General features: G+C 61.4%; 19 protein-coding genes and 1 pseudogene. 9 read left to right on the forward strand and 11 right to left on the reverse strand.

Features of this window, described 5'->3' with window-relative positions; genetic code table 11:
* Positions 1-45: 45 nt before the first annotated feature.
* The 6 genes from BLEFHOIH_RS17340 to BLEFHOIH_RS17365 form a co-directional block, all read right to left on the reverse strand.
* Positions 46-3,135: a DEAD/DEAH box helicase gene (locus BLEFHOIH_RS17340; protein WP_088347276.1), complete on the reverse strand. Its 3,090-nt coding sequence runs from the start codon at positions 3,133-3,135 to the stop codon at positions 46-48.
* 4 nt (positions 3,136-3,139) lie between these two features.
* A complete protein-coding gene (locus BLEFHOIH_RS17345; protein WP_088347277.1) occupies positions 3,140-4,579 on the reverse strand; it encodes an EH signature domain-containing protein in 1,440 nt (479 codons plus the stop codon).
* A 22-nt stretch (positions 4,580-4,601) separates the two neighbouring features.
* Positions 4,602-5,483, reverse strand: coding sequence for an OmpA family protein (locus BLEFHOIH_RS17350; protein ID WP_088347278.1), 882 nt, complete (start codon positions 5,481-5,483; stop codon positions 4,602-4,604).
* Positions 5,483-7,690 carry an anti-phage ZorAB system protein ZorA gene (gene zorA / locus BLEFHOIH_RS17355; RefSeq protein WP_088347279.1) on the reverse strand — a complete coding sequence of 736 codons (2,208 nt, stop codon included), beginning with the start codon at positions 7,688-7,690 and terminating at the stop codon, positions 5,483-5,485. Before zorA ends, BLEFHOIH_RS17350 begins: the two co-directional genes overlap by 1 nt.
* A 728-nt stretch (positions 7,691-8,418) precedes the next feature.
* Positions 8,419-9,414 (reverse strand): 2-dehydropantoate 2-reductase, encoded by a 996-nt coding sequence (locus BLEFHOIH_RS17360; protein WP_088347280.1) that lies wholly within the window; start codon positions 9,412-9,414, stop codon positions 8,419-8,421.
* 144 nt (positions 9,415-9,558) lie between these two features.
* Complete coding sequence (locus BLEFHOIH_RS17365; RefSeq protein WP_170937219.1) at positions 9,559-10,641, reverse strand: hypothetical protein; 1,083 nt, start codon at positions 10,639-10,641, stop codon at positions 9,559-9,561.
* A 79-nt stretch (positions 10,642-10,720) separates the two neighbouring features.
* Between BLEFHOIH_RS17365 and BLEFHOIH_RS26775 the strand changes: the two genes are divergently transcribed.
* Positions 10,721-11,032 (forward strand): type IV secretory system conjugative DNA transfer family protein, encoded by a 312-nt coding sequence (locus BLEFHOIH_RS26775; RefSeq protein ID WP_245297072.1) that lies wholly within the window; start codon positions 10,721-10,723, stop codon positions 11,030-11,032.
* Between the two features lie 291 nt (positions 11,033-11,323).
* On the opposite strand, the gene BLEFHOIH_RS17375 is transcribed toward BLEFHOIH_RS26775, so the two are convergent.
* The 4 genes from BLEFHOIH_RS17375 to BLEFHOIH_RS17390 are packed head-to-tail and all read right to left on the reverse strand — an operon-like array spanning position 11,324 to position 13,841.
* Positions 11,324-12,190: a ThiF family adenylyltransferase gene (locus BLEFHOIH_RS17375; protein WP_088347283.1), complete on the reverse strand. Its 867-nt coding sequence runs from the start codon at positions 12,188-12,190 to the stop codon at positions 11,324-11,326.
* Positions 12,183-12,701, reverse strand: coding sequence for a hypothetical protein (locus BLEFHOIH_RS17380; RefSeq protein WP_088360662.1), 519 nt, complete (start codon positions 12,699-12,701; stop codon positions 12,183-12,185). The genes BLEFHOIH_RS17375 and BLEFHOIH_RS17380 overlap by 8 nt, the downstream gene beginning before the upstream one ends.
* 4 nt (positions 12,702-12,705) lie before the next feature.
* Positions 12,706-13,095, reverse strand: a complete 390-nt coding sequence (locus tag BLEFHOIH_RS17385) for a hypothetical protein (protein ID WP_088347285.1) — start codon at positions 13,093-13,095, stop codon at positions 12,706-12,708.
* Entirely contained in the window at positions 13,092-13,841 is a 750-nt protein-coding gene (locus tag BLEFHOIH_RS17390; protein ID WP_088347286.1) for a multiubiquitin domain-containing protein, read from the reverse strand. Before BLEFHOIH_RS17390 ends, BLEFHOIH_RS17385 begins: the two co-directional genes overlap by 4 nt.
* 226 nt (positions 13,842-14,067) lie before the next feature.
* Between BLEFHOIH_RS17390 and BLEFHOIH_RS17395 the strand changes: the two genes are divergently transcribed.
* From BLEFHOIH_RS17395 to BLEFHOIH_RS27325, 7 genes and pseudogenes are all read left to right on the forward strand, one after another.
* Positions 14,068-14,391, forward strand: coding sequence for a hypothetical protein (locus tag BLEFHOIH_RS17395; RefSeq protein WP_088347287.1), 324 nt, complete (start codon positions 14,068-14,070; stop codon positions 14,389-14,391).
* On the forward strand, positions 14,388-15,506 hold the full coding sequence (locus BLEFHOIH_RS17400; RefSeq protein WP_088347288.1) for an ImmA/IrrE family metallo-endopeptidase: 1,119 nt from the start codon (positions 14,388-14,390) through the stop codon (positions 15,504-15,506). The genes BLEFHOIH_RS17395 and BLEFHOIH_RS17400 overlap by 4 nt, the downstream gene beginning before the upstream one ends.
* A 453-nt stretch (positions 15,507-15,959) precedes the next feature.
* Positions 15,960-16,730, forward strand: coding sequence for a type IV toxin-antitoxin system AbiEi family antitoxin (locus BLEFHOIH_RS17405; protein ID WP_245297073.1), 771 nt, complete (start codon positions 15,960-15,962; stop codon positions 16,728-16,730).
* Positions 16,714-18,141, forward strand: coding sequence for a nucleotidyl transferase AbiEii/AbiGii toxin family protein (locus tag BLEFHOIH_RS17410; RefSeq protein WP_088347290.1), 1,428 nt, complete (start codon positions 16,714-16,716; stop codon positions 18,139-18,141). The genes BLEFHOIH_RS17405 and BLEFHOIH_RS17410 overlap by 17 nt, the downstream gene beginning before the upstream one ends.
* Before the next feature lie 25 nt (positions 18,142-18,166).
* Positions 18,167-18,616, forward strand: a complete 450-nt coding sequence (locus BLEFHOIH_RS17415; protein ID WP_210191581.1) for a hypothetical protein — start codon at positions 18,167-18,169, stop codon at positions 18,614-18,616.
* Between the two features lie 158 nt (positions 18,617-18,774).
* Positions 18,775-19,725: a CDF family Co(II)/Ni(II) efflux transporter DmeF gene (gene dmeF / locus BLEFHOIH_RS17420; RefSeq protein ID WP_088347291.1), complete on the forward strand. Its 951-nt coding sequence runs from the start codon at positions 18,775-18,777 to the stop codon at positions 19,723-19,725.
* Positions 19,722-19,850: pseudogene (locus BLEFHOIH_RS27325) on the forward strand (cation transporter); the annotation flags it as partial. The gene dmeF and the pseudogene BLEFHOIH_RS27325, both read left to right, overlap by 4 nt.
* On the opposite strand, the gene BLEFHOIH_RS26780 reads toward BLEFHOIH_RS27325, so the two are convergent.
* Positions 19,790-20,014 carry a hypothetical protein gene (locus tag BLEFHOIH_RS26780; RefSeq protein WP_170937221.1) on the reverse strand — a complete coding sequence of 75 codons (225 nt, stop codon included), beginning with the start codon at positions 20,012-20,014 and terminating at the stop codon, positions 19,790-19,792. The pseudogene BLEFHOIH_RS27325 and the gene BLEFHOIH_RS26780 overlap by 61 nt on opposite strands.
* Positions 20,015-20,475: 461 nt before the next feature.
* On the opposite strand from BLEFHOIH_RS26780, the gene BLEFHOIH_RS17430 reads away from it, so the two are divergent.
* Positions 20,476-21,345 (forward strand): hypothetical protein, encoded by an 870-nt coding sequence (locus BLEFHOIH_RS17430; RefSeq protein ID WP_125461767.1) that lies wholly within the window; start codon positions 20,476-20,478, stop codon positions 21,343-21,345.
* Positions 21,346-21,374: the final 29 nt, after the last annotated feature.

Consider the following 21,374-nt stretch of genomic DNA (forward strand, 5'->3'; position numbering starts at 1 on the left):
GTATCGAAACGTGTACAGATGGAACACGGTTACGCGTGCGGCGCTCTAGCTGACGCGGCCCAGGGCCTCGCCGAATAGCAGTTCTACGTCGCCATCGTCCACCGGCGGCATCAGCATGTCGCGCGAGAGCGCACGCTTGCGCTCCAGCAATCGGTCCAGTGTGACATCGAAGCTCGCCTCGCCAAAGAACGGATGAACCGCGAGCGGCACATGGACCGTGACCGGCCTGACCTGCCCGATGCGATAGCAGCGGTCGTTACACTGGTCCTCGACAGCCGGATTCCACCAACGCGACAGATGGATCACATGGTTTGCCGCCGTAATGGTGAGGCCAATGCCTGCCGCCTTGGGCGACAGGACCAACAGGCCGAAGCCGTCGCGGGCGTTTTGAAAGGCATCCACGATGGCAAGCCGCTTCTCGCCGGGCACGCCGCCATTGATGATAGCCGGTGGCGCGGCAAGGCTGAAATGCGTGGCCATGGCGCTGGCAAAGATCTTCTGCATTGCCAGATCTTCGAGGAACACCAACGCTTTCTCGCCTTCTTCGGAAATCGTCTTCAGGATAGACTCGCTTTGCGCCAGCCGGGCGGAGCGGCCGATCCAGTTGCGGACTGACGCCTCGTCGAACGGATCGACGCCATCCGTCCCGTCGGGATGCAGCGAGATGCCGCGAAAGGCGTGGATGGCACGCAACATGTCGCCATGGCCGCGTCCCCCTTCCTGGGCGGTAAATCGCGCGTCGGCGTAGGCCTGGGCTTGGGCAGGGGGCATTTCCGCCGGCAGAGTGATCTGCCGTTTCTCGGGTAGTCCTACCAGGATGTCGGATTTCATGCGGCGCAGCATCGGCGCGGGCGTGCGGGCGTCGGGACGGTCGAGCTTGGCTTTCAGCGCACCGCGTTCGCTTTCGTCCCCACTCTCGTACCGCTTTACGAAGCCCTTCAACTCACCCAGATAGCCCGGCACGGCGCGATCCATGATGCACCAGATGTCGGCCAGGCGATTTTCGATCGGTGTCCCCGTCATGGCGAGAATGAAATCGGCATTCATCGCTTTCGCCGCCTGCGTATTGATGGCGCCAGGACTCTTGATCTTCTGCGCCTCGTCGAACAGCACGACCGAAAAGGCCACTCGCGCGAACGCCCGGTGATGGTTGGCGAGCGTCTCATAGGTCGTCAGCACCCAATCGGCATCGCGCAGCCGGGCGACATCGAGCGAATCCTCCTTGCGCCAACCATCGCCCGTCGCGCTTTTCAACCGGGAGAGCGCCGAGCCAAATGCATCCAGCCGCTCGCCGAGAGCGCCCGGCTGGAGGTGGCGCTCGGCTTCATCGATCCAGTTGCGCAGGAGCGCCGTCGGCGCGACGACGAGCATGGGCTGGTGCGCCACGCCCTCATCTATGCCCTGCTGCGCCCGGTTCTTGCGCACCCAGGCCAGGAAGGTGAGAGCCTGGAATGTCTTCCCGAGCCCCATATCGTCGGCGAGCAGGACGCCCGGCCAGCCCGCGGTCCACGCGTCGGCCAGCCAGCGAAATCCCTCTTCCTGATGCGGCTTCGGGCTTGACCACGCGATGGTTCCCGCCGGAAAATCCGGAGCGAGAACTGATATTCGCGGATAATGGCGTCTGAGATAATCGAGGCCGTCGAGGTTCTGACTGATCAGCAGGACATGCTGGTCGGCAGCGGCGTCCGGTCCCGGTGCCGCATCGCCGCCTGCGGGATCTGCACCGGCTTCGCCAGGGCCCCGCCCGTCATCGGGGGCAGGCTGATATGGCTCCCACAATTCGTCAAAGCCTGGCTTCGTCTCCGGTTCGAGCAGTCCGAGGCTGGACAGAACCTTGCCGACCGCCTCCGTCGGTAGGCTATGTCCCAGAACCGTCATCTCGCGCTCGCCGGCTTCGACGGCCTTGCCATGGGCCGCTCTGATCTGGTCGGCCTCTTCGCTGCCCATGACGATTGTCACCGCCCCGATCTTCACCGGGAAACGCTCGGGCATCCATTGGCCGGCCGGCGTTTTGAGCCAGGGCAGACTCGGTTTTTCCCAGATACCGAGCCCGATCACCCTTTCGGCATATTGATGCGTCTCCACGATCAGCCGCGCGGCGATCTTTTCCTGTTCCGGCTCGTCGAATCGATCGTCGGCGCCTGCGCTGTCTCCCCGTACCGCATCAAGAGCCGCCGCAATGGCCGGGCGCGGATTGCGGATGAACGCTTCGCGCTCGGCCCGCGGGGCGCTGCGCTTCTTGCGCAACACGTCGAGTGCGCAGCGAAGCTCCGGCTCGACGACGAGATATTGCTGCCGCCCCAGCACATAGGCCTGCGGCGTGTCCGTCTCCTGCATGAATTTTCGTAAGAACACGCCTTGCAGGTCGGGCGGCAGGAGCGCATCGGCGACCTCATCGCGAGGGCGGCCGAACCCGGCGGGGTCCCCATCCGCATCCGGCACGGGCGCTTCGTCATCCGTTTGCGCCGCCGAGCGCTCGCGCCGCATCACGATGGGCTCGAAGTCTGGACCGTCCCGCGTCTGCCGGATGTCGAGCGCCAGAGAGCCGGCCTGATAGATCGTCAGATGGTCGATATAGGCGTCCGCCCGAGCTGCCTGTCCGGTAACCGTGCGGTAGGCCTCCTGGACCGGCAGCCACGCTTCAATGCGCCGTTCGGCGTTCTGTCCATCGGTCCGATTGTAAGCATCCACGGCCTCGATCAGGCGGTAAAGCGCCTTCGAAAGCCTGCCCTGCCTCTCACCGGAGCGGACAAGGCATCCCTTGCGCTCAGGACGGATGGCAAGAGTGTTTTCGTCGTACCAGCGGCAACGGATATGACCGTCGGCATCGGTCATCAACCCCTCGAAACTCAGCGTGACCGAGAGCGAGGCGAGCGGCGGCAAGCCCATGGCCTCGGCGACGGAAGCGGGCAAGGAGACAGCGTTTTCGTGAGGGATGAGCACGCCATCGCCTGGGCTGCCATGGAGCACGCCGCCACCCTCCTTGACCGTGGCAAGGAGGGTGGCGGCTAGCCGCCTTTCCGCGCCGGCCAGAGCGGACCATTCCGCGGGTGGGACCGTCCGACGCCGCAGGAGGCCGCGCTGCTCGAATGTTATAAGGACACCGTCATCAGTTGGGGTGGCGATAAAGGTCATCTGATTACCGGTATTTCTCTCGCGACAGGCGAATGCCCGTTAGCTCGTGGAGCTTGTCGGCAACAGCATTCTGCCAGGCGCAGCTTGCCGGGCTCATATGCGCGAGATCCCAATCGCAAGAGGAACCGTCGAGCCCCTGCCTCAACTCCCTTGCGGTGTACAAGGCACTGTACAGTCTCGGCGCTCCTTTGTTCTCCGCGTCGTGCCAGATGCGCACCTTACCGTTATGGCTCCATTCGGCGATGACCATTCGGCCGACGCGCAGTAGCAGCACGGATTGGCCGTTCTGAACACCGCTCTGTGCAAATCTCCCCACGGAAATGTCTTTAAGTCCCATCCGCCTGGCCTCAGCGTAGCCGACATCATCGAATACGACCCATGCCTCCTGCACGATGCTTTGGCCATCGCTGCCCTTGGTGTCGAAAACCGCGTTCCAGAACTTGCGCCGCCAACGCCACATCCGGTCGTTCGCAACCGCATCCACGACGTCGAGGAATTGATTGATGCTCTCCTTAGTCAGCCAGCGCCGGGCGATCCGCGCGGCATCTTCCATCGACCGCCATGCGGCTGCCCGTGACCGCGGATCGCCGATGGCACGGAGGATCAGCGCGAGCGTTTCGGATTGCACATCGGCGGGCGGATTCGTCGCGCTGTACGGCAGCAGCAGCGCATTGGCAAATTCAGCCTTGTGGTGAGGGAAGAACAGCTTGCCGGTGGCCTTATCCACGGCCAGCGCCTTAACGAATTCGAGCCTCTCGCGCGGGGAGATGCCGCTGTCCGCGGCCAACTGCTGCAGAGCCGCGAATGCGCAGGGCTCCACGAAGCCGCCTTGTGACAATTGCATGCTTTCAAGGCCAAGACCTTGTAGGACCGCGGTCGGCGGCAGACGGCGTTCGATTGCCTGCCGTCCCAGTCTCTTGGGCCCTTCGGGTAATGAGAACAGTCTCAGATGGCTCTGTAACAGCGCATAAGGATGGCCTGCATGGGCGGAGAGTTGCTCCAGGGCGGCGCTCACCATTTTGAGGCCGGGCCTGTCTTCCCGATATTGCACCAGATAGGCATTGCAGAGCGCACGGGAGGCGCGTTTGTCGGCGAAGTCCTGCAACTGCTTCAGGAAGCGGAGAAGCAGTGACTCCTCGCCGCCAATTGCGGGCCTGGTCTCCCACAGGCACCACGCGCCATCCCGGGCGCGCCGCAGCGAGATCGGAGCGGCGCCCTGCAACTCGCCGGCCAGAAGCTCGGCGACGACGTTATAGTCCTTCCCCGGCCGCCGCTGCGCGTCATCGCCGGGGGCCATGGCTGCCGCCACCTGCGCGAGCCGGCTTTCCGGTGAGCCTGAGCGGCGTCCACCGTGACGGGCATTGAGCTCGGCGATGGCGTGCGCCAAACGACCACCGCTTCCGTGGTGATCGTTGTCGTGTTTGCCGCCCCCTTCGCCGTTCATACGCGCCCTCCGCGATACAGGATCATTCCGGCGTGATCTCCCAACCGCTCGCAGCCTTGCTACCGCCAGGGCCACGCAGCATCTGGATTTTCAGCTCCATTTCGCGCAGCAGGCGAGACACTTCCGAGAGCCTTTCGCGCTGGTTAGCTTCCATCACGAAGCGAAGATCGATGCGCCGGTTGAGGTCATGGTTTTCCTTTGACTGGCCTATCGAGGCGGGGCGCGTGGACGAATAGCCGGAAACCGAGAGCACTTCGCGCTTCTCGCCGTTGCGAAGCTTGCGCAGCGACGGGGCAGTCTCGATGATCGCCCGATAGGTATTGACAGCGCGCTCGGTCGAAAGCTGCCAGTTTCTGTCATCTAGGCCGGTCACGTCCGTATGCCCCTCGATGAAGACGGTCTCAACTCGGTTCACTTCGCTACTTGCCGGACATTTCACGTTCTCGGGACACTGTGTGAAGGCCGGCAAGGTCTCCGCCAGCGCGTTTGCAATTTTCTGCACATTCGTTTTCGCCGGCGGATCGAGATCGGACTTGTCGGGTGCGAACCGCACCGCCTTTTCGGTCAGGCGCAATATGCCATTAGCCTCGTCGATCTCGACGGCGAGCCCATCGGCCTTCAGGCGCCCCTTGAGGGTTTCGAGAAATCGGCGGCGCGCGGCGTCGGCCTCGTTCAGCAGTGCAAACTCCTGGCCAATGCGTCTTTGCAGCTCCTCGATTTGCTGGGCGAGTTCTTTGGCAATGTCGAGCTTGTTGACCTGCTCGTCGGTTTTCTGCCGGAAGTTCAGCGCAAAGACCATGAGCATAATAATGAAAATGAACAGGATGCCGACCATCATGTCGGTCATCGAGATGAAGTAGTTTTCGTCTTCTTCCTCATGGGCAGTCTGATTCTCGGCCAGCATCAGCGTGCCTCATCGTGATGGCCGTTGGCGGCATGTTGCTTGCGGCTGTGGTCGAGAGTGTCGGCCATGCTCTCTGCCGCGAGGGTCAGGCTATCGAGAAGCGGATTGAGCCCCTGTATAGCCTTCGCGAGGGCCAAGTCGACAGCAGTGACCTGCCCCGAAAGAATTTGCGACTGGTCGCCGGTCGATTTTGACAGCGTCTGAACTGCGCGTCCCAACGCCGTATCGACGTCCTTAAAGTTATCCTTGAACTCACTCCAGAAAGCCTGGGTCTGCCCGTTGGTGGCCTGCAAGGCGCCCGCGAGCACACCCACCTCCGTCTGCATTTGCCTCAGCGCCTCAGCGGATTTGTCGAGGCTGCCGTTCATGCTCTCGCTCGCGGCGGCGAACCGCTCGCCGACCTGCGTCAGAGGCACGGTCGCTATGCGAATATCCTGCGCCGTACTGCTGAAGGCGTCGGCGGTCTTGCGCGCTTCGCTCGCCGTGCCCTCCAAAGCCGAGCGCTGATTGCCGAGCGCCGTCTCGACCGCCAGCATTTGTTTTGTAAGCGTGTTGAAGCGCTCGCCTATCTGGCCGACCGCCTGCTCGACGGCGCGGTTCAGCCGTGCCGCCACCTCCTCCAACGCGGTGGCAAGGCTTTCCTGCATGCGCCCTTGCGCGGCGGTCGCCCCTTCCGTGGCCCGATCCAGCAGCGCATGCCGCGCCGTCTGCTGAGTGTCGGCCGCGTGCGCTTGCTGCTCCATCGCGGTCTGCATGGCGTTCAGGCGCTCACCGAGGCCGGTGATCTGGCCGTCGAGCTTGGCCATCACGAGACCCATGGCCTCCTCAAGCTTGCCGGAGGCTTTTCCAGCCGCGCTGCCGAGCCCGGTCTCCACCTCGGCATTGGCCCTTTCCAGCGTCTCCTTCAGTGTTACCAGCACTGACGCGAGCGCATCGCGGCTTTCCGTTGAAGTTTGTCCAAAGCTGCGGCCGGCATCCTCGATGAAGGCTTTCAGTTGCTCGGCGGACTCCGCCATGCGCCGCCCAAAATTCTCCCCGCTGCCGCGAAGATCGTTCTGCATCGCCGCGAGTGTCTTTTCCATTTGCGCCAGCGTCCCGGCGAGAGCCTTCATCTCGGTACCCGCGCTGCCCTGAACGGAGTCGCCGAACTTCGTCAGCATTTCCGTCATGCCTGTCTGGCTATTGGCCTTCAGATCGCCAACCGCTCGCTCGATGCTCGCCGAGACTGGCGCCATGGCCGAGACGATGGCCTCGTTCATCACCGGAGCGATATGCGCGCCCATGCGGGCGAAGAACTCGCCCTGGGTGATATCCTTGAGCTGTGCGAGTTGCTCTCTCAGCGTTGCGTTCATCTCCAGCGAGATGGATTGCGGCGCCGTGTAGAGAAGTCCGCTTTCCAGTGAGGCGCAGAAATCATCCAAGGCCGCCTCGATGGCCATGGAATAGATGCGGAAGACAAGTGACAGGACGATCGAGGCGCCAAGCCCCGCGATGGAGGTCGCGAATTTGAACGTCGCGATATTGAGAAGCTGCGTCATCGCCGTCTGCATGGCTTCAGCGTTCGCGGCCGAAGCGGCTTGCCCTGCCTTGCCGAGCGCCAGGACAAGGCCGATGAATGTCAGAAGCAGACCGATGCCGACAAAATAGCCGGGAATGGCGTTCATCAACTTCAGGCCTGGGAGTTGTTCCCTTGCGAGACCTGCGTTGAAAAAAGCCTGCGGCCGGACGGTGTTGCGGATCTGGTCCTTGTCCGTGTCGGCAAGCGTTTCGCAGAACTTGACGAAGGCATGGCCAACAACCGGCCGCTCGTGCAACTTATCGTAGAGTGCAGGGAAATTCTGTGCGAAAAGGCGGCGGCGCTCGCTCCTCGACTTCGCTTTTCTCGTCACGTCGTCGATCAACTTGCGTGCATCGGCCGCCACAAGGTGCACGCACAAGACGTATAAGAGCCCGTATGCGATGGCCAGGCCCGCCGCGATAACGACCAGAAGGGCTGCGAGGGCGTAGACGAAATCTCTGTTGCTAAGGTCCGCCGTCCCTCCCGCCCACACCTCTCCCAGGGTGGACGAGATTAGCTCCGGATTGTGAAACGGCACCCAACCTGGAGTCAACTCGACCGCTACGACGATGATCGCCAGAAAAGCGATCCATCGGACAATGGGTGGAAAGGTGATCCGCCGGATTATCGAATAAAGAAAAATCGTCATAGTGCCCCCGCCACATTTTTATGTCTGTGACCTACACACCGAAATACCCTCATTCATAGGGGGAGTCTGATTCGGCACCGGCCTGCCGCGAAAGAATCCCCGTTTTTCTTGTTGATGGTTTTGTCTGTGATCCACAAAGTCGGTGGACCGTGAGCAATCGAGGCCTCGGGCCTCTCGGATGCGCTGAGAGCGCGGCGCGTCGGATAAACTCTCCGGCAGACCATAAAACGTTCGCTTTAAGCGTATTTTCATGCTCGCGACGGTGCCGGACTGCGGACGATTTCCGAAGACACGGCCCCCCTGCCCTCGTTGCCTCTGCCGCAACGGCTGGACAGATCTGAGCTACGCGCCCTTTCGTCCGTATCAGGCCTCAATCCTTCGCGCGCGCAGCAAGTCCAGTCGGATTTCGGAGGGACCGTCGTCAGGAGATTCATGCGCACAACTAGAAATTGTCCGGTCGGTCATCTGCCGCTTCGGCACTGCGAACGGCTTGTTTCAGCGATATGTCGGCAGCTCGAGGGATAGCCGCTGTCGCCTTGAAAGTGCGATCGCGAGTGTCCGAATTGGGCGCATCTACGTCGGCTTCGAATAGTCTGCCAGACGCCTTCTTTCTGCTCGGCGTAGATGGTTGGCGGAGGCTGCGGGAACATGGCCCGCCGATCAGCGCCGCCGTACGGTGAATACGGACGTTGGCTGAAGCGAACCGCGGATAGCAGAACGTCATCGGCTTAAGCAGCGGCATCCCTGCGGGTAATCTTCAAGCGCAGGAGTGTCAGCATTGCCTCGGTCAGCGGGACGACAACGCCGGTCAGCCCGGCGAGATCGACGACCGCGCCGACCATCGCGTCCGCTTCCAGCGGGCGGCCAGCTTCGAAATCCTGCAGGATGGATGGCTTGTGCCCGTCATTGCCGCCGCCTCTCGCCAGCCAATCGCTGGCTTCATGCGGGATATCGACGCCCAGCGCGGCTGCCACGGCATGGGCCTCCCGCATCATCGCGCCGAGCAGCGGAATCATGCCCTCGCTGGCCCGCGCCTGTCCGGAGGTTGCTCCGGTCAGCACGGCGCAGGGGCCCACGGACATGTTCACCTGCAATTTGATCCAGATCGCGCGGCGGATCTGATCGGTGATGCTCGTCTCGATGCCCGCGGCGGTGAGCGCCTCGGCTGCCTCGCTCATGCCGGAAGGTGGGGCTTTCACATCCGGTGCGCCGAGCGTCAGGCGCAGGACGCCGGAATGCTCCACGGTGCCGGGCTCGGTCACCTCGGCGGGAATGTTGATCACGCAGCCGATCGTGTGCTCCGGGCGGATGATGCGCCACGCCGTGCCGTCGGGGTCAACGCGCTCGAATGGCCGGTTGCTCAGAGCGGCGCCGGCCCCTTCGAGCGGCTGGCCATGGAAATACCACCGGGGAATGCCGTTCTGCGCGGCGATGACCGGTGCTCCCGGGCCTCGAAGCAGCGCCACCGCCGGTGCCAATGCAGCCAGCGAATGCGCCTTGGCCGTCACGATCACCAGATCGTGCTGGCCGAGCGCCGCGGCATCGTCGCTCGCGGTGGGCCTGCTGTGCAGCCGCTCACCTCTGCTGATCGCCGTCAGACCATGCTCGCGGATCGCCTGCAAATGAGGCCCACGCACCCGCAAGGAAACATCGTGTCCCGCCCGAGCGAGATAGGCCGCGATGACGCTGCCGATCGATCCGGCACCCGCAATGGCAATTTTCATTCGATGCGCCCACTCTTACGTTTCGTTGCGACAGTTCATAGCGCCGACGGCCTGTATCAGACGGCCGGGCGCTCGGGCAAAAGACGCAGCATGCTTGCGACGCTGCCGATCCCGGCAAAACAGCAGCCCATCCATAGTGCCAGCTCAGGCCCGGTGACCGGCGATATCGTCAGACACAGCGCGACCAGCGCGGCCCCCACGCTCTGCCCGATCAGCCGGGCGGTCGCGACGACGCCGCTTGCGCCGCCGCTGCGTTCCGGCGGTGCGTTGCCCATCAGCGCCCTGAGATTGGGGGACTGGAAGAAACCGAAGCCTGCCCCGCACACGATCATGCGCCACGCGATGTCCAGCGTGCCGGCATGGTTCGGCATCAAGGCCAGGCTGGCCAGCCCCCGCGCACAGGACCAGCAGCCCGCCGGTGCCGAGAAGGCCTAGCGGATAGCGGTCCGACAAGGCGCCGGCGATGGGCGCCATCAGCGCCACGACGGCGGGCCACGGGGTCATGAGGAAGCCGGTCGCGACCTGACTGTGGCCCATAACATCCTGGAGTAGGAACGGCAACGAGACGAACGCCAGCCCCTGGGCGGCGAACGAGCAGATCGAGGTCAGCGCGGACAGCGCGAAGGCCGGCCGGCGGAACAGGTCGGTCGCCAGCAGCGGCGCGGGATGGCTCGATTCCCGCCAGACCAGCGCCACCCCGCAGATCAGGGCGCCGGCCCATTCCACCAGAACCAGCGGCCAGCCATCATGGTGCGCAACAGCGGCGAGGCCCAGGATCAGCAACGAGAAGCAGCCGGCGCACAGGGCCGACGCGATCGGATCGAAGCAGCGGTCGGCGCGGTCGGTTACCGGAAGGCTGCGCCATGACAAGGTCGCGTTCGACCGGTACATGCCGCTGGCGCTGTCGGATCCGCCACCAGACGCCGGAGATGAACGGTGTGCCCTTGCCCGGAGGGCCTGCCGCTCGCTGCCGTCAATGGCGTGGGCACATGGTGTGCGCTGGCTTATGTCGTCCATATTCACCGGCGGCGCGAACCGCGCGAGGTTTTCGGGCGCGCCAGCTTCAGCAGCGACCACGCGGCCGCCGCGTGTGAGGAATAGCATGTCGGTATCGTCGAGCAGCACAGCACCGCGTGGCTTGTTCTCCCGGTGGTTCGGCAGCGCCAAACGAACGTCGCGCGGTACATTCGGGCAGGCGACGTGGTCGACACAGGTTACGGCGCTCAATGCCACGTCAGCGGGTGTGGTGGGGCCGTTCGTTGGGAGATGGCCTTCAGGCAAAACGAGCAAGCCGGCCTTGGAGGCGATGCATTATACCAGCAACGGCCATCTGCTGCTGGTCGCACCGTCGCGATCCGGCAAGGCGCGCCACATCCTGGTCCGCAGCCTCCTAACCAACACAGACAGCGCCTTCATCATCGACATCAACGGCGAACTGGCTGCGATTAGGGCGCGGGCCAGGCGCGAGATGGGGCATGAGGTCTACTGCCTCAATCCGTTTGCGCTCGACAGCGCCGCGCCATGGAACCTGCCGCAGCATTGCTTCAATCCGCTGCAGGCGAGCCCCGCCGAATGGCCAGGGCAACATGCGCGTGGAAATCGTCACGCTCATCTATGAAATCCAGATCCTCTTCGAAGCCGTCATTGCAGCACTGGAAACGATGAAAGCCAGCCCCAGGCGAAGCCTATCGCGGATCACCTCGGGGTCATTCAGAAGCTGGCGTCACAGGCCGGCGAAGCGCTGCAGCTGCAGGCGCTCGACGAAGCTATTCAGGGGCTCTTTAAGCAGCGTCGCGCAAGCTGATGAAATACTTGAGCGGGCGGCATGGTTATTAAGTGCCGCCCGCGTCGTCGAAGAAGGCGGGAGTACCGGTTCGACACCATGCCATGCCTTTGCGGGCGTCCGCAGCTACGCTGCTGCTAAGGACCTCACCTTAAAATACCGCTCAAGACCAGCCTTGTCGCGAAGGCCGCGAACGGCCGAGCAATAATAGCAATCTTCGGAAGGCTGCGCAGACGTGCGCGTCACCGTGCCGAGATCGCCGCGGTAGGTTTGAATGGTGTAAGGCAGTTCCATGCCGGTGACGAGTTTCATGAAGGCAGTCACCCCCAGGGACGCAACCACTCCGTTCATCGAAACGACAGAGGGCCCGGTTTCCGATAGGGCGTCGAGGCTGATGCCGTAGACAGCGGCTTCGTTCTCCAGCAGCTCTCTTGATGATAGAGACCGGCGCACGGCATAGGCGTCGAGCAGGTCCAGACAATGAAGGCAGCCCCGGCTGCCGGTGATGACGGCGACGCGCCCGCCAAACTTCCCAGGCTCTGGAACATCAGAAGCGAGGTCGATCAGCGTCTTTTCATACGCGAGGCAGGCTTCGTTCAGGAAAAGCCGCACGCCGTCATCATCAACACATCCAACCACATAGTCGGCCGCCTTCAGAGCATCCAGAGTCGCAAGCGATAAAATGTCGTCATGAATGGCGGTGAACTCGATTCGTGGGTCGATGAGGTGAACATGGCGTTTCGCCAGTTCGACTTTTGGAGAGCCAGGAACGGGATCACTATGCCAGGCACCCGAATAGCGGTTGCGGTTGGAATTGGAAAGGTCTTCCCGGTCAACCGTCGCTATGACGCCGACGCCGAGCAGGGCGGACTGTTGGATAACCCAGCTGCCCAACCCGCCGGCGCCCATAACCACGATCCTCGTTTGCCGCAGGCGGGCCTGCCCCTCCTTGCCAAAAAGGCGCTCATTGCGGTCAAAGCGGTCTTCACTCATCGATCCATCCCTCCAATGAGGCGTTTGTAGGCGCGATCATAGTGCCCTCCACGTCGATCCCGCCGAGCGGCTCAGGCACTAGGTCGTCGCGTGGCCAGACCAGGGCATCGAACCCGGATGGCGCCACGACGATCGCGAGATAAGGTCTCCGGTCCAGGCGCCACCGCATGTGCGGGACTGTTTCTTTCAGGCCGATCCTGTCGGAAATGGAAAAGGCTGCTGGCCAAGGCCCTGGATGAGAATGCATTTCGACGAGCGATGTGCCGAGCTGATGTGCGCGTTTGATCAGCCCTATGCGGGCGTCATCGGTCAGCTCGAGATAATCCGAATGCTGCGCGGCGAAATCGGATGCGGCGAGGAGCGCATGGTCGACGACCTCGAATAACAGGCCATCGGCCGTCTGCGCTGTCTTGCAGAACAGGAAAGCGGCTTGCTCGTCCGCGGTCGTGTCTGGCAGCAGGTGAGACCAGAGACGCGTTTGGAGTGCTGTGCTCAGTTGCAGCGTGTTCATGTCCTCACACTCCTTCGCGCAGACGGTGAGCAAAGGTGCGGACCCACCCCCAGAGATTTGAGCCGGTCGCGAGATCTGCGGTCGGGTGCCAGCCCTCGGCGTTCCACGACAGGAACCGCCAGCTTCCCGCGAAAGGCGGCTGATGCGGGGCCTGGTGCTCCGCCGGCTGCTTCCCGCTGAGGTTCAACTCACTCGGGACGAAAAAGCCATAGGGCGGCGCCCCTGGATGTCCCTGCGTCACGGCGAACACGGCGGAAATCTCCCCCGGCGACCAGCCGCCGGGGGTTTTGACGCCATGCACCTGAAACCAGTACATGGCGTGCGCGACGAGATGGTCCACCAGGGCATAGTGCTGCCGGAGGAGAGCCAGTTCAGCCTCGATGCGGGAGGTCATTTCGCCCCCCGCTTGAACCGCAGCTTCTTCCCGAAGGAGTGGCCTGGCTTCAGCTTGACCACTTCGCCCGGTTTGAGCTGGCGCTCGTTCTGATCGGCGTCGACCTCGATGACGCCCTGGGACGGGTCCCACCCTCCGAGCTGCGCAATTTCCTCGGTGGTGATCGTATCGCGCGGCCAGAAGAACACCTTGTCCTCGATGCAGAGCTTGAACAACAGTCCGGTTCGGAAGCGCTCGACGCCTGCGGGCGAGAGGCTGGCGTGCTGATCGTTGCCGATGAGCTGATCGGGCTCGTCCTGCCGCTCCAGCCAGACGCCGTGCTTTTCCGGATCGACGCCGGCCAGCCACTTCAGGACACGGCCAAGGATTTGGCGGGCGCCCCATTCAAAGCGCACGCCGTCCAAAACGCCACGCCAGGAACGATCGCTGCGGAACACCAGGAACCGCTCCCGATCCTGCCCGCGGATGTCGACGGTCTCGTCGAGAGCGAGTTCGTTGAGGCGGCGCTCCGGGGAGATTTCGAAGAGCAGGTGCTCCTCGGCGGGTCGTAAACCGGCCGCCTCTATGATCTGCCGGGCAGTGGGCATAGGATCGGTGAGGCGGAGAGTTCGAAATTCGAGGTTCTCGTTGCCGACCCGAATTGCAAAGACCGCATCTGACGGGGGCCCGTTGCCGTCATGCACGGCTGCGCGATTCTCTTCCTGCTCGACGCCGGTAAGAGTTTTGTTGGTGGGGTGCTCTGTCATCTCTTCTATTCCCTTCTGAGGTAGGATTCCGGGCCCCCGTGACTCGGCGATGCCATTTACCGGCCCCGGCACGCCATCCGACGGAAGGCATAACCCTTTGGGTTAAGAAATAGAGATAGGCCGGATGGCTGTCAATAAAGTCATAACGGAAGGGGTTAAGAAAAGTTACTTGACACGCAAGCGAATCTTTTGACGTATACCCTTTGAAAATGCCGTGGCGGGGCTCATGCATTTAAGTTTTAGGGACGACGATCTGCGCACACTGTGCAACACGCAGGCGCTGCTGCGGGCGCACTTCGGCGAATGCGGAGCAATCGTCGAGCGTCGGCTCCTAACGCTGTCGCAAGCGAAAGTGTTGGGAGAAATCACGGCGCGCCCGCCGGATCGGCGGCGTCTGGAGCCACGCCTTGGCCCGTGTGCCGCGTCGGTGTGTGCCCGTGATGCCGGGCGTATTTACTTCAATGCTTGCGACTTGGATGGTCGAGACCAGCGGCCGTTTGAAGAGGTTGACCACATCGAGATCTTTGCAATTGGGCGGAACAGCTTATGAAGGGTTTGAAAAAATCCGAATTCGCTCCTGACTATGTGCAGGCGCCCGGAGCTTATCTGGAAGAAATTCTAGACCAGCGCGGCATCCGTAAATCGGACTTTGCCACCCGGTGCGGCCGCCCTGCCAAGACAATCAGCGAGATCATCGCTGGCAAGACGGCAATCTTGCCGGACACAGCTTTGCAATTCGAGCGAGTACTGGGAGACGTGAAGGCTAGCCTGTGGCTGGCGCTCGAGGCGAACTACCAGCTGCACGCTGCACGCGAGCGCGAACGGCAAGGGTTGCAACGCGGCAAGGACTGGGCGCAGCGGTTTCCGCTCAAGGAGATGCAGGAGAAAGGGTACATCGCGCCGACCCGGGATGCCGTCGAAATTGTTGCCAGGCTTCTTAACTTCTTCGGTGTCAGCTCGGTCGCAGCGTGGGAGGGCTATTGGGAAGAGCGGGTTACGACGGCACGCTTCAAGCGTGCCGGACAGCCGGCGATCAATAAATATGCTGTCGCAGCCTGGTTGCGGCGCGGCGATGTCGAGGCCGCTGAAGTCGACTGCGAACCATACAGTGAGGCTCGTTTCAAGGAAGCCTTAGCTCATTTGCGGAAGCTCACTGGGCAATCGTGGCCGGGCTTTCGCGCAGAACTGGTTTCTACCCTTGCCGCCGCCGGCGTGGCCATAGCTTTCGTACCAGATCTGCATAAGCTGAATCTGCGCGGGGCTGCCTATTGGGTATCAAAGGACAAAGCCGTCATCATCGTTAGCGACCGTATGAAGCTGGAAAGTCGGTTTTGGTTCGCGCTATTTCACGAAGCCATGCATATCCTACTGCACAGCAAGAAGGCGCTATTCATTGACTATCACGGGCAATCCGAAGATGAAACTGTAGAGGAAACACAGGCCGATGAGGGCGCAGCCAACGCGCTCATCGCTATTGACCAGATTCAAGAGTTTCTTCGGCGCTATGGACGAACCTGGAATAGCTATTCTGCCTCAATGATTACTAGCTTCGCTCAAGAGATTGATATCGGTCCGTCGTTACTTCTAGTTAGGCTTCAGAAGGATGGATTTATTCCCTGGCGGACAAATTTGAATAAGATGTTTCCTGGCCGGGTGGAATTCTAAACTGAGCTTTGTGCAGGGCCACGTCCTGATATTCCCTCGTGACTGGGACGAATTTTCACAAGTGCTACCCCAGAGTCATTGTTTTTCATAAACTGTCATTGATTTTCATAGCTTCCACCCATTCGTGTGTTTGAGCTTGTTCAGTGCGAAGTCCTGATTTTGATGTTGGCGTGTTTCTCATTGCTCGGGGTGACAACGCGATGCAGCGCTTCGCTCATCAGGCCCGCCGGTTGGATATCTCGGTGGACCAGCTGAGCTGGGAATGTTTTAAGTATATCGTAAATGTAATTTTTCTCGAAATACCGGAATTTTATCATACCAGATATACTATCGATGGCTGGGCGAGGATTTCGTGGCTATATTGCATGTGTCGTGATTCCCGTTTTTCCAGAAAAATTGCAGATGCAGGGTACTACGAAGAACCTAGGCGCACGCCGATCAAGATTGGCCGCCGTGATCAAGGCGGGGGGGGATCTTGTGAGCGTGGACGCTACCGCCCGCACGCTTGATATGCCGCGTCCTCAGGCAGCTAAGATTCTCGCGGCGTGGGCAAAGCAGGGCTGGCTTCAGCGCGTTGGAAGCGGGATTTACGCTCCCGTCGGTCTTGCTATGTTGGGGACCCAACAGGCAGTTGCCGATGCGTGGCTTTTGGTCCCGGCACTATTCGGCTCCGGCTATATCGGCGGCCGTACTGCTGCGGAGTATTGGGACCTCACTGAGCAGCTTTTCCGGGACATCGTTGTTTTCACGGCCCGCCCAATTCGGTCGCGAACCAAGGAGACCGGTGGGGCGACCTTCACACTGCGACATATCAAAGAAGAGCGAATCTTCGGAACGAAAACAGTCTGGCGAGGGCAAACAAGGATCAGTGTGTCCGATGTCGATCGTACTCTGGTCGATATGCTGGATGATCCTGCAATTGGCGGCGGAATAGAGCATGTCGCGGAATGTCTTGACCGCTATCTGCACAAGAAAATGGGTAGAAAAGAACAACTGATTGCCTATGCCGAGCGCCTGGGCAATGGCGCAGTTTTCAAGCGGCTCGGCTTTTTGGCGGAACGCCATGCGCTGGGCGGCGAACTCGCGAGTGCGTGTAAATCACGGCTGACTGAAGGCTACGCCAAGCTGGACCCGGCCCTGAAGTGCAATCGTATTGTTACACGGTGGAAGCTCCGTGTTCCTACGAAATGGATCACGAAAGAAACGCATGATCGGCAAGGTTGAACTGCTCGAAACCGCAGCGAAACTCGGTCTCCGGCCAGATGTCGTCGAAAAGGACTACGTGCTCGGATGGACGCTAGCTGGAATATATGCGCATGACGAACTGCGGGACAGCTGGGTCTTCAAAGGCGGTACGTGTCTGAAGAAATGCTACTTCGAGACCTACCGCTTTTCTGAGGATCTGGATTTCACCCTCAAAGATCCCGCTCATCTTGACGAGGCATTTCTCAAACGGGTGTTCATTGAGGTTGGCGAGTGGATCTACGAGCAAGCCGGCGTAGAAATGCCGCCGGAAGGGCAAGACTTCGATCTGTTTCAGAATCCGAGAGGGAAGCAGGCCTGTCAAGGGAAGCTGAGCTACCGGGGACCGATATCGCCGAACGTCGCTGTCATTCGGCTGCCGCGGGTAAAACTTGATCTGACGTCGGATGAACGCCTTGTCCTGCCGCCGGAGCGCGTACCGATTTTCCACGCATACAGCGATGAGCCGGAGGAGGGCATCGAGGTTCTCGCCTACGCCTATGAAGAGGCCTTCGGGGAAAAGGTCCGCGCCTTGGCGGAGCGGACGCGGCCGCGCGATCTCTATGACGTCGTGAACCTCTATCGGAACGGCGAAGCGCGCCCGTCTTCGGCCGTGCTGCTGGATGTGCTGCGGCAGAAATGTGAATTCAAGGGTATCCCGGTTCCCACGCTTGCCGCCCTCGGACCACATCGGAATGATCTTGAAGGCGGATGGGCAGCCATGCTCGGACATCAGCTGCCGGCTCTGCCGCCAGCTGCCTCATTTTGGGACGTGCTGCCGGAGTTCTTTAGATGGCTTGCCGGCGGAGCGGCCACAGCCCCCGCAGCCTACGCCATGGCTGCGGGCGAAACCGTCATTCGCGAGCGAACGCTAGGCCTTTCTCTGCCGCTCGGCATACAAACGCATCTAGAGATCATCCGCTTCGCGGGTGCCAATCGGCTGTGTGTCGAGCTTGCATATCAGGGATCGACGCGTCGCATCGAACCCTATTCTCTGCGCCGGACGCGCGAAGGCAACATCGTCCTGCATGCGCATAACCTGGACAAGAACGAGCACCGCAATTATCGCGTGGACCGGATCGAGGGAGCGCGGACGACGAATCAGACGTTTGTGCCTCGGCATGCGGTCGAATTGACGCCAACCGGGCCGGTCCACGTGGCGCCGTCGCAGGCGGGTTTAGGGGGTGGCAGACAGCCCACGCCGTTTGCGCGGCTGGCAAGGCCCCGCCGTAGTCCGATCGCTTCGACAGGACCGACCTATGTCTATCAATGTCCGCTATGTCAGAAGAAATTCCGACGCAAAACGCATAACGGCAAACTCAACCCGCACAACGCGCCGAATGGCTGGGCATGCAGTGGACGCACCGGCTTCCTGATTGATACGCAATATTAAATTGGCCATTTAACGAGGCGCCGCCGTGGAGAATCTTGACGATCTGGCTAACAAGATGTTTCGGGTGTTTGCTCGCTGCGAATACGCGCTGAAGGCGGCGGGCTATCATAGAGGCGATGGCAAGGCGGAGCCGAATTGGACGGCTTTCGCAGCTGTGGTGGAGAACGTCCTGGCAGATCCAGACCGTGAAGATTTGAAGGAGGCCATCGCCTATATTCTGAATCAGCCGCCCAAAAAGCAGGTGATCAGGAACGGTATGCTGGAATGGTCCGACGAGCCGCCGCAGGCTGCTTCACAGGCCGATCTCATTCTGCTGTACGTCAGGCGCGTACGGAATAATCTTTTTCATGGCGGGAAGTTCAATGGCCGCTGGTTTGAACCCGAGCGGAGCGAGCAGCTGCTGAGACACTCCCTCGTGATCCTGGACGCGTGCGCCACAGGTTGCAGCGATGTCCGCTATGCCTACGATCACTGACCCTGAAGGGAAGGCGGCTTGAGCGTTGCACAGTGCTGCAGATGATGGCTGGCCGCCTTAGCTCGGCTATGATGGTTTGCCGTCGGCCGCCTGTCCGCCGTTCTCGCGTGCCTATTGAATTGTCATGAGGAGAATTGCTGCTGACTTGAAGAGGCGCTATGCACACCCACTCTCTTGAATCCTGGCGACATGACCATGTGTTTCTCGGCGAGAAGCACGAGCACCGCGAGCGGCGGACCTGGCTCGTTGTCGGGCTGACCGCCGCCATGATGATCGCCGAGATCATCGGCGGCACCATCTACGGCTCGATGGCACTCGTGGCCGACGGATGGCACATGTCCACCCACGCCGGTGCTCTGGCAATTGCGGCGTTGGCCTATCGGTTCGCTCACAGCCACGCGCATGATCCGCGCTTTGCTTTCGGCACGGGGAAGCTCGGCGAGCTGGCCGGGTTCTCCAGTGCCATCATCCTGGCGCTGATTGCGCTGCTTATCGGCTACGAATCGGTCCTGCGCATCCTAAGCCCGGTTCCCATCAGCTTCAACCAGGCGACACTCATTGCCGGGCTCGGGCTCGGCGTCAATCTTCTCAGCGTCTGGCTGCTGCGCGACGGCCACGAACACCACGCCCACGCTCATGACGATGATGGCGACCACCACCACGGTCACGCGCACGACCACAATCTGCGTGCTGCCTATCTCCACGTCCTCGCCGATGCAACGACATCGGTGCTGGCCATTGCTGGACTCTTGGCGGGCCGCTTCTACGGCTGGATCTGGATGGACCCGCTGATGGGCATTGTCGGTGCCGGCGTGATTGCATTCTGGTCGTGGGGGCTGATCCGCTCTTCCGGTGCCGTGCTGCTCGACATCGTGCCCAATCCAAAGCTCGCGGGAGTGATCCGCGACCGGCTCGAGATCGCCGGCGACCGTGTGACCGACCTTCACCTATGGCGCGTAGGCCCCGGCCACACCGCTGTGATTGCTGCCGTCGTCTCCGACCAGCCGCAGCCGTCAGCGGTCTACAAAGCACGGCTCAACGGGCTCCCAGGCATCTCGCATATGACGATCGAGGTGCACGCTTGTCCTGGCCATACGCTGCCCGCATGAGCGCCGACGCCGAGAGGGAAGGATTGCGCCGGGCGGTCCGCCTGGTGATGCTGCTGAACCTCGGCTATTTCGGCGTGGAGTTCGCTGTCGCTCTTGCTATCGGTTCGGTCTCGCTCCTGGCCGAGCCTGCCCCGCATAGATTTTCAGGCGATTCATGCCACGGTTCGGCAAAGGTGTGCTCCCGGTCGGGATAGTCCTCTACAAAGCGCGAGATCTTCTCTGCGATCGGATGCGTGATCGCGGCATCCTCATCCGCAGTCTTCCCGGTCAGAATGGCGAAGTAGATCATGGCATCGAGCTTAGATGTCGATTGAGATGGACTTTGGGCAAGGAATGGCGTTCAGGCCACAAAGATATTCTCCTCGTGAGACTGACGCCAAGAGCGTGGGCGGACTCCCTCTCCGCCAACGCTCAAATATGTAGCTGGTTTTCCTTAGTAATTTTGGCTTCTATTTTTCTATCCACCAGTTTATCCCCCTCGCGATATTGAAATCGCCATTGGTTGAGTTCCAGGTCATAGGGGCATATCAGCCATAGCATTGAAGGGGGCAGCGGCCTACGTTGCACCATAAGAGACACTCGGGAATGTGGCTAAGCTCTCGGGCAGGCATCACTGACTGAGTGTGCGAAGAGCATTGCCCTAGGAAGGCCGCGCCCAGCGAAAAATCAAGGTGTATCTGGCGCTTAGCTTCTTCTGGACAGTCATCCAAATGCAAACGCTGACAGGCGATCCGCTTCCGGTGACGGAGGTTGCGAAGCGGTGCGGAACGCCCGGATTGCGCTCCGGCCGCAGAGCGGCCTAGGCTCCCGGGCATGAGCGATTCTCCCATTCATTTCGATGACGCGCTTGGCTGGCTGATTGAGAAGCTGAGCGAGATTGCGCGGACACCGGGGCCGCTGCCGCTGTGGCGGACGGCGGAGGCGGATGTTGCCCTGGTCGAGTTGATCGATCGTTATTGGATCGGCCGGGACGTCCGGCCGGATCATCTGCGGGCGCAGGCGGATTACCCCTACTATCGGCCGTTCTATGATGCGGCCTGGGAGCTGTGCCGGCGCGGCATCCTGCGGCCAGGCCGGGTGGCGCCGCGCAATCGGACGCATCCCGATGTCATAGGTGATTGGTTCAGCATCACCGAGTTCGGTAAGCGGTGGCTGGCGGAGCAGGCCGACCATACCTTCGTGCCGAGCGATCCGGGGCGATTGACCGAGATCTTGCTCAAGTTCGAGCCGCGTTACGGTCATGGCTTCCGGCAGCGCGCAAGCGAGGCGGTTGCCTGCCATCGACTTGGCACCTATCTGGCATCCTGCGTCATGGCGGGCGCGGCGGCGGAGTCGATCCTCCTGGCGTTGGCCATCGCCAAGATGGGCGAAGAGGCCGCGATGAAGGAATACGCGGGCCGTTCCGGCAGGAAAGCGATAACGGATAAGATCGTGCACGGCCTGCCCGGCGGGACCACCGAGCAGTTTAAAAGCCTGTGCGAGCTGCTGAACTATTGGCGGGACCAGGCCGGACATGGCACGGCCTCGACCATCAGCGAGATCGAGGCCTTTCACGCCATCTCGCGGCTGCTGCGCTTCGCGCAGTTTGCGTCGGACCATTGGGAAACATTAACGCGCTGAGCGCGTCGTCGACACCGGCGCCGCAGTTG

Origin of the sequence: Rhodomicrobium sp. R_RK_3 (assembly GCF_002198715.1) — a bacterium.
In the GTDB taxonomy this organism is placed as follows: Bacteria; Pseudomonadota; Alphaproteobacteria; order Rhizobiales; family Rhodomicrobiaceae; genus R-RK-3.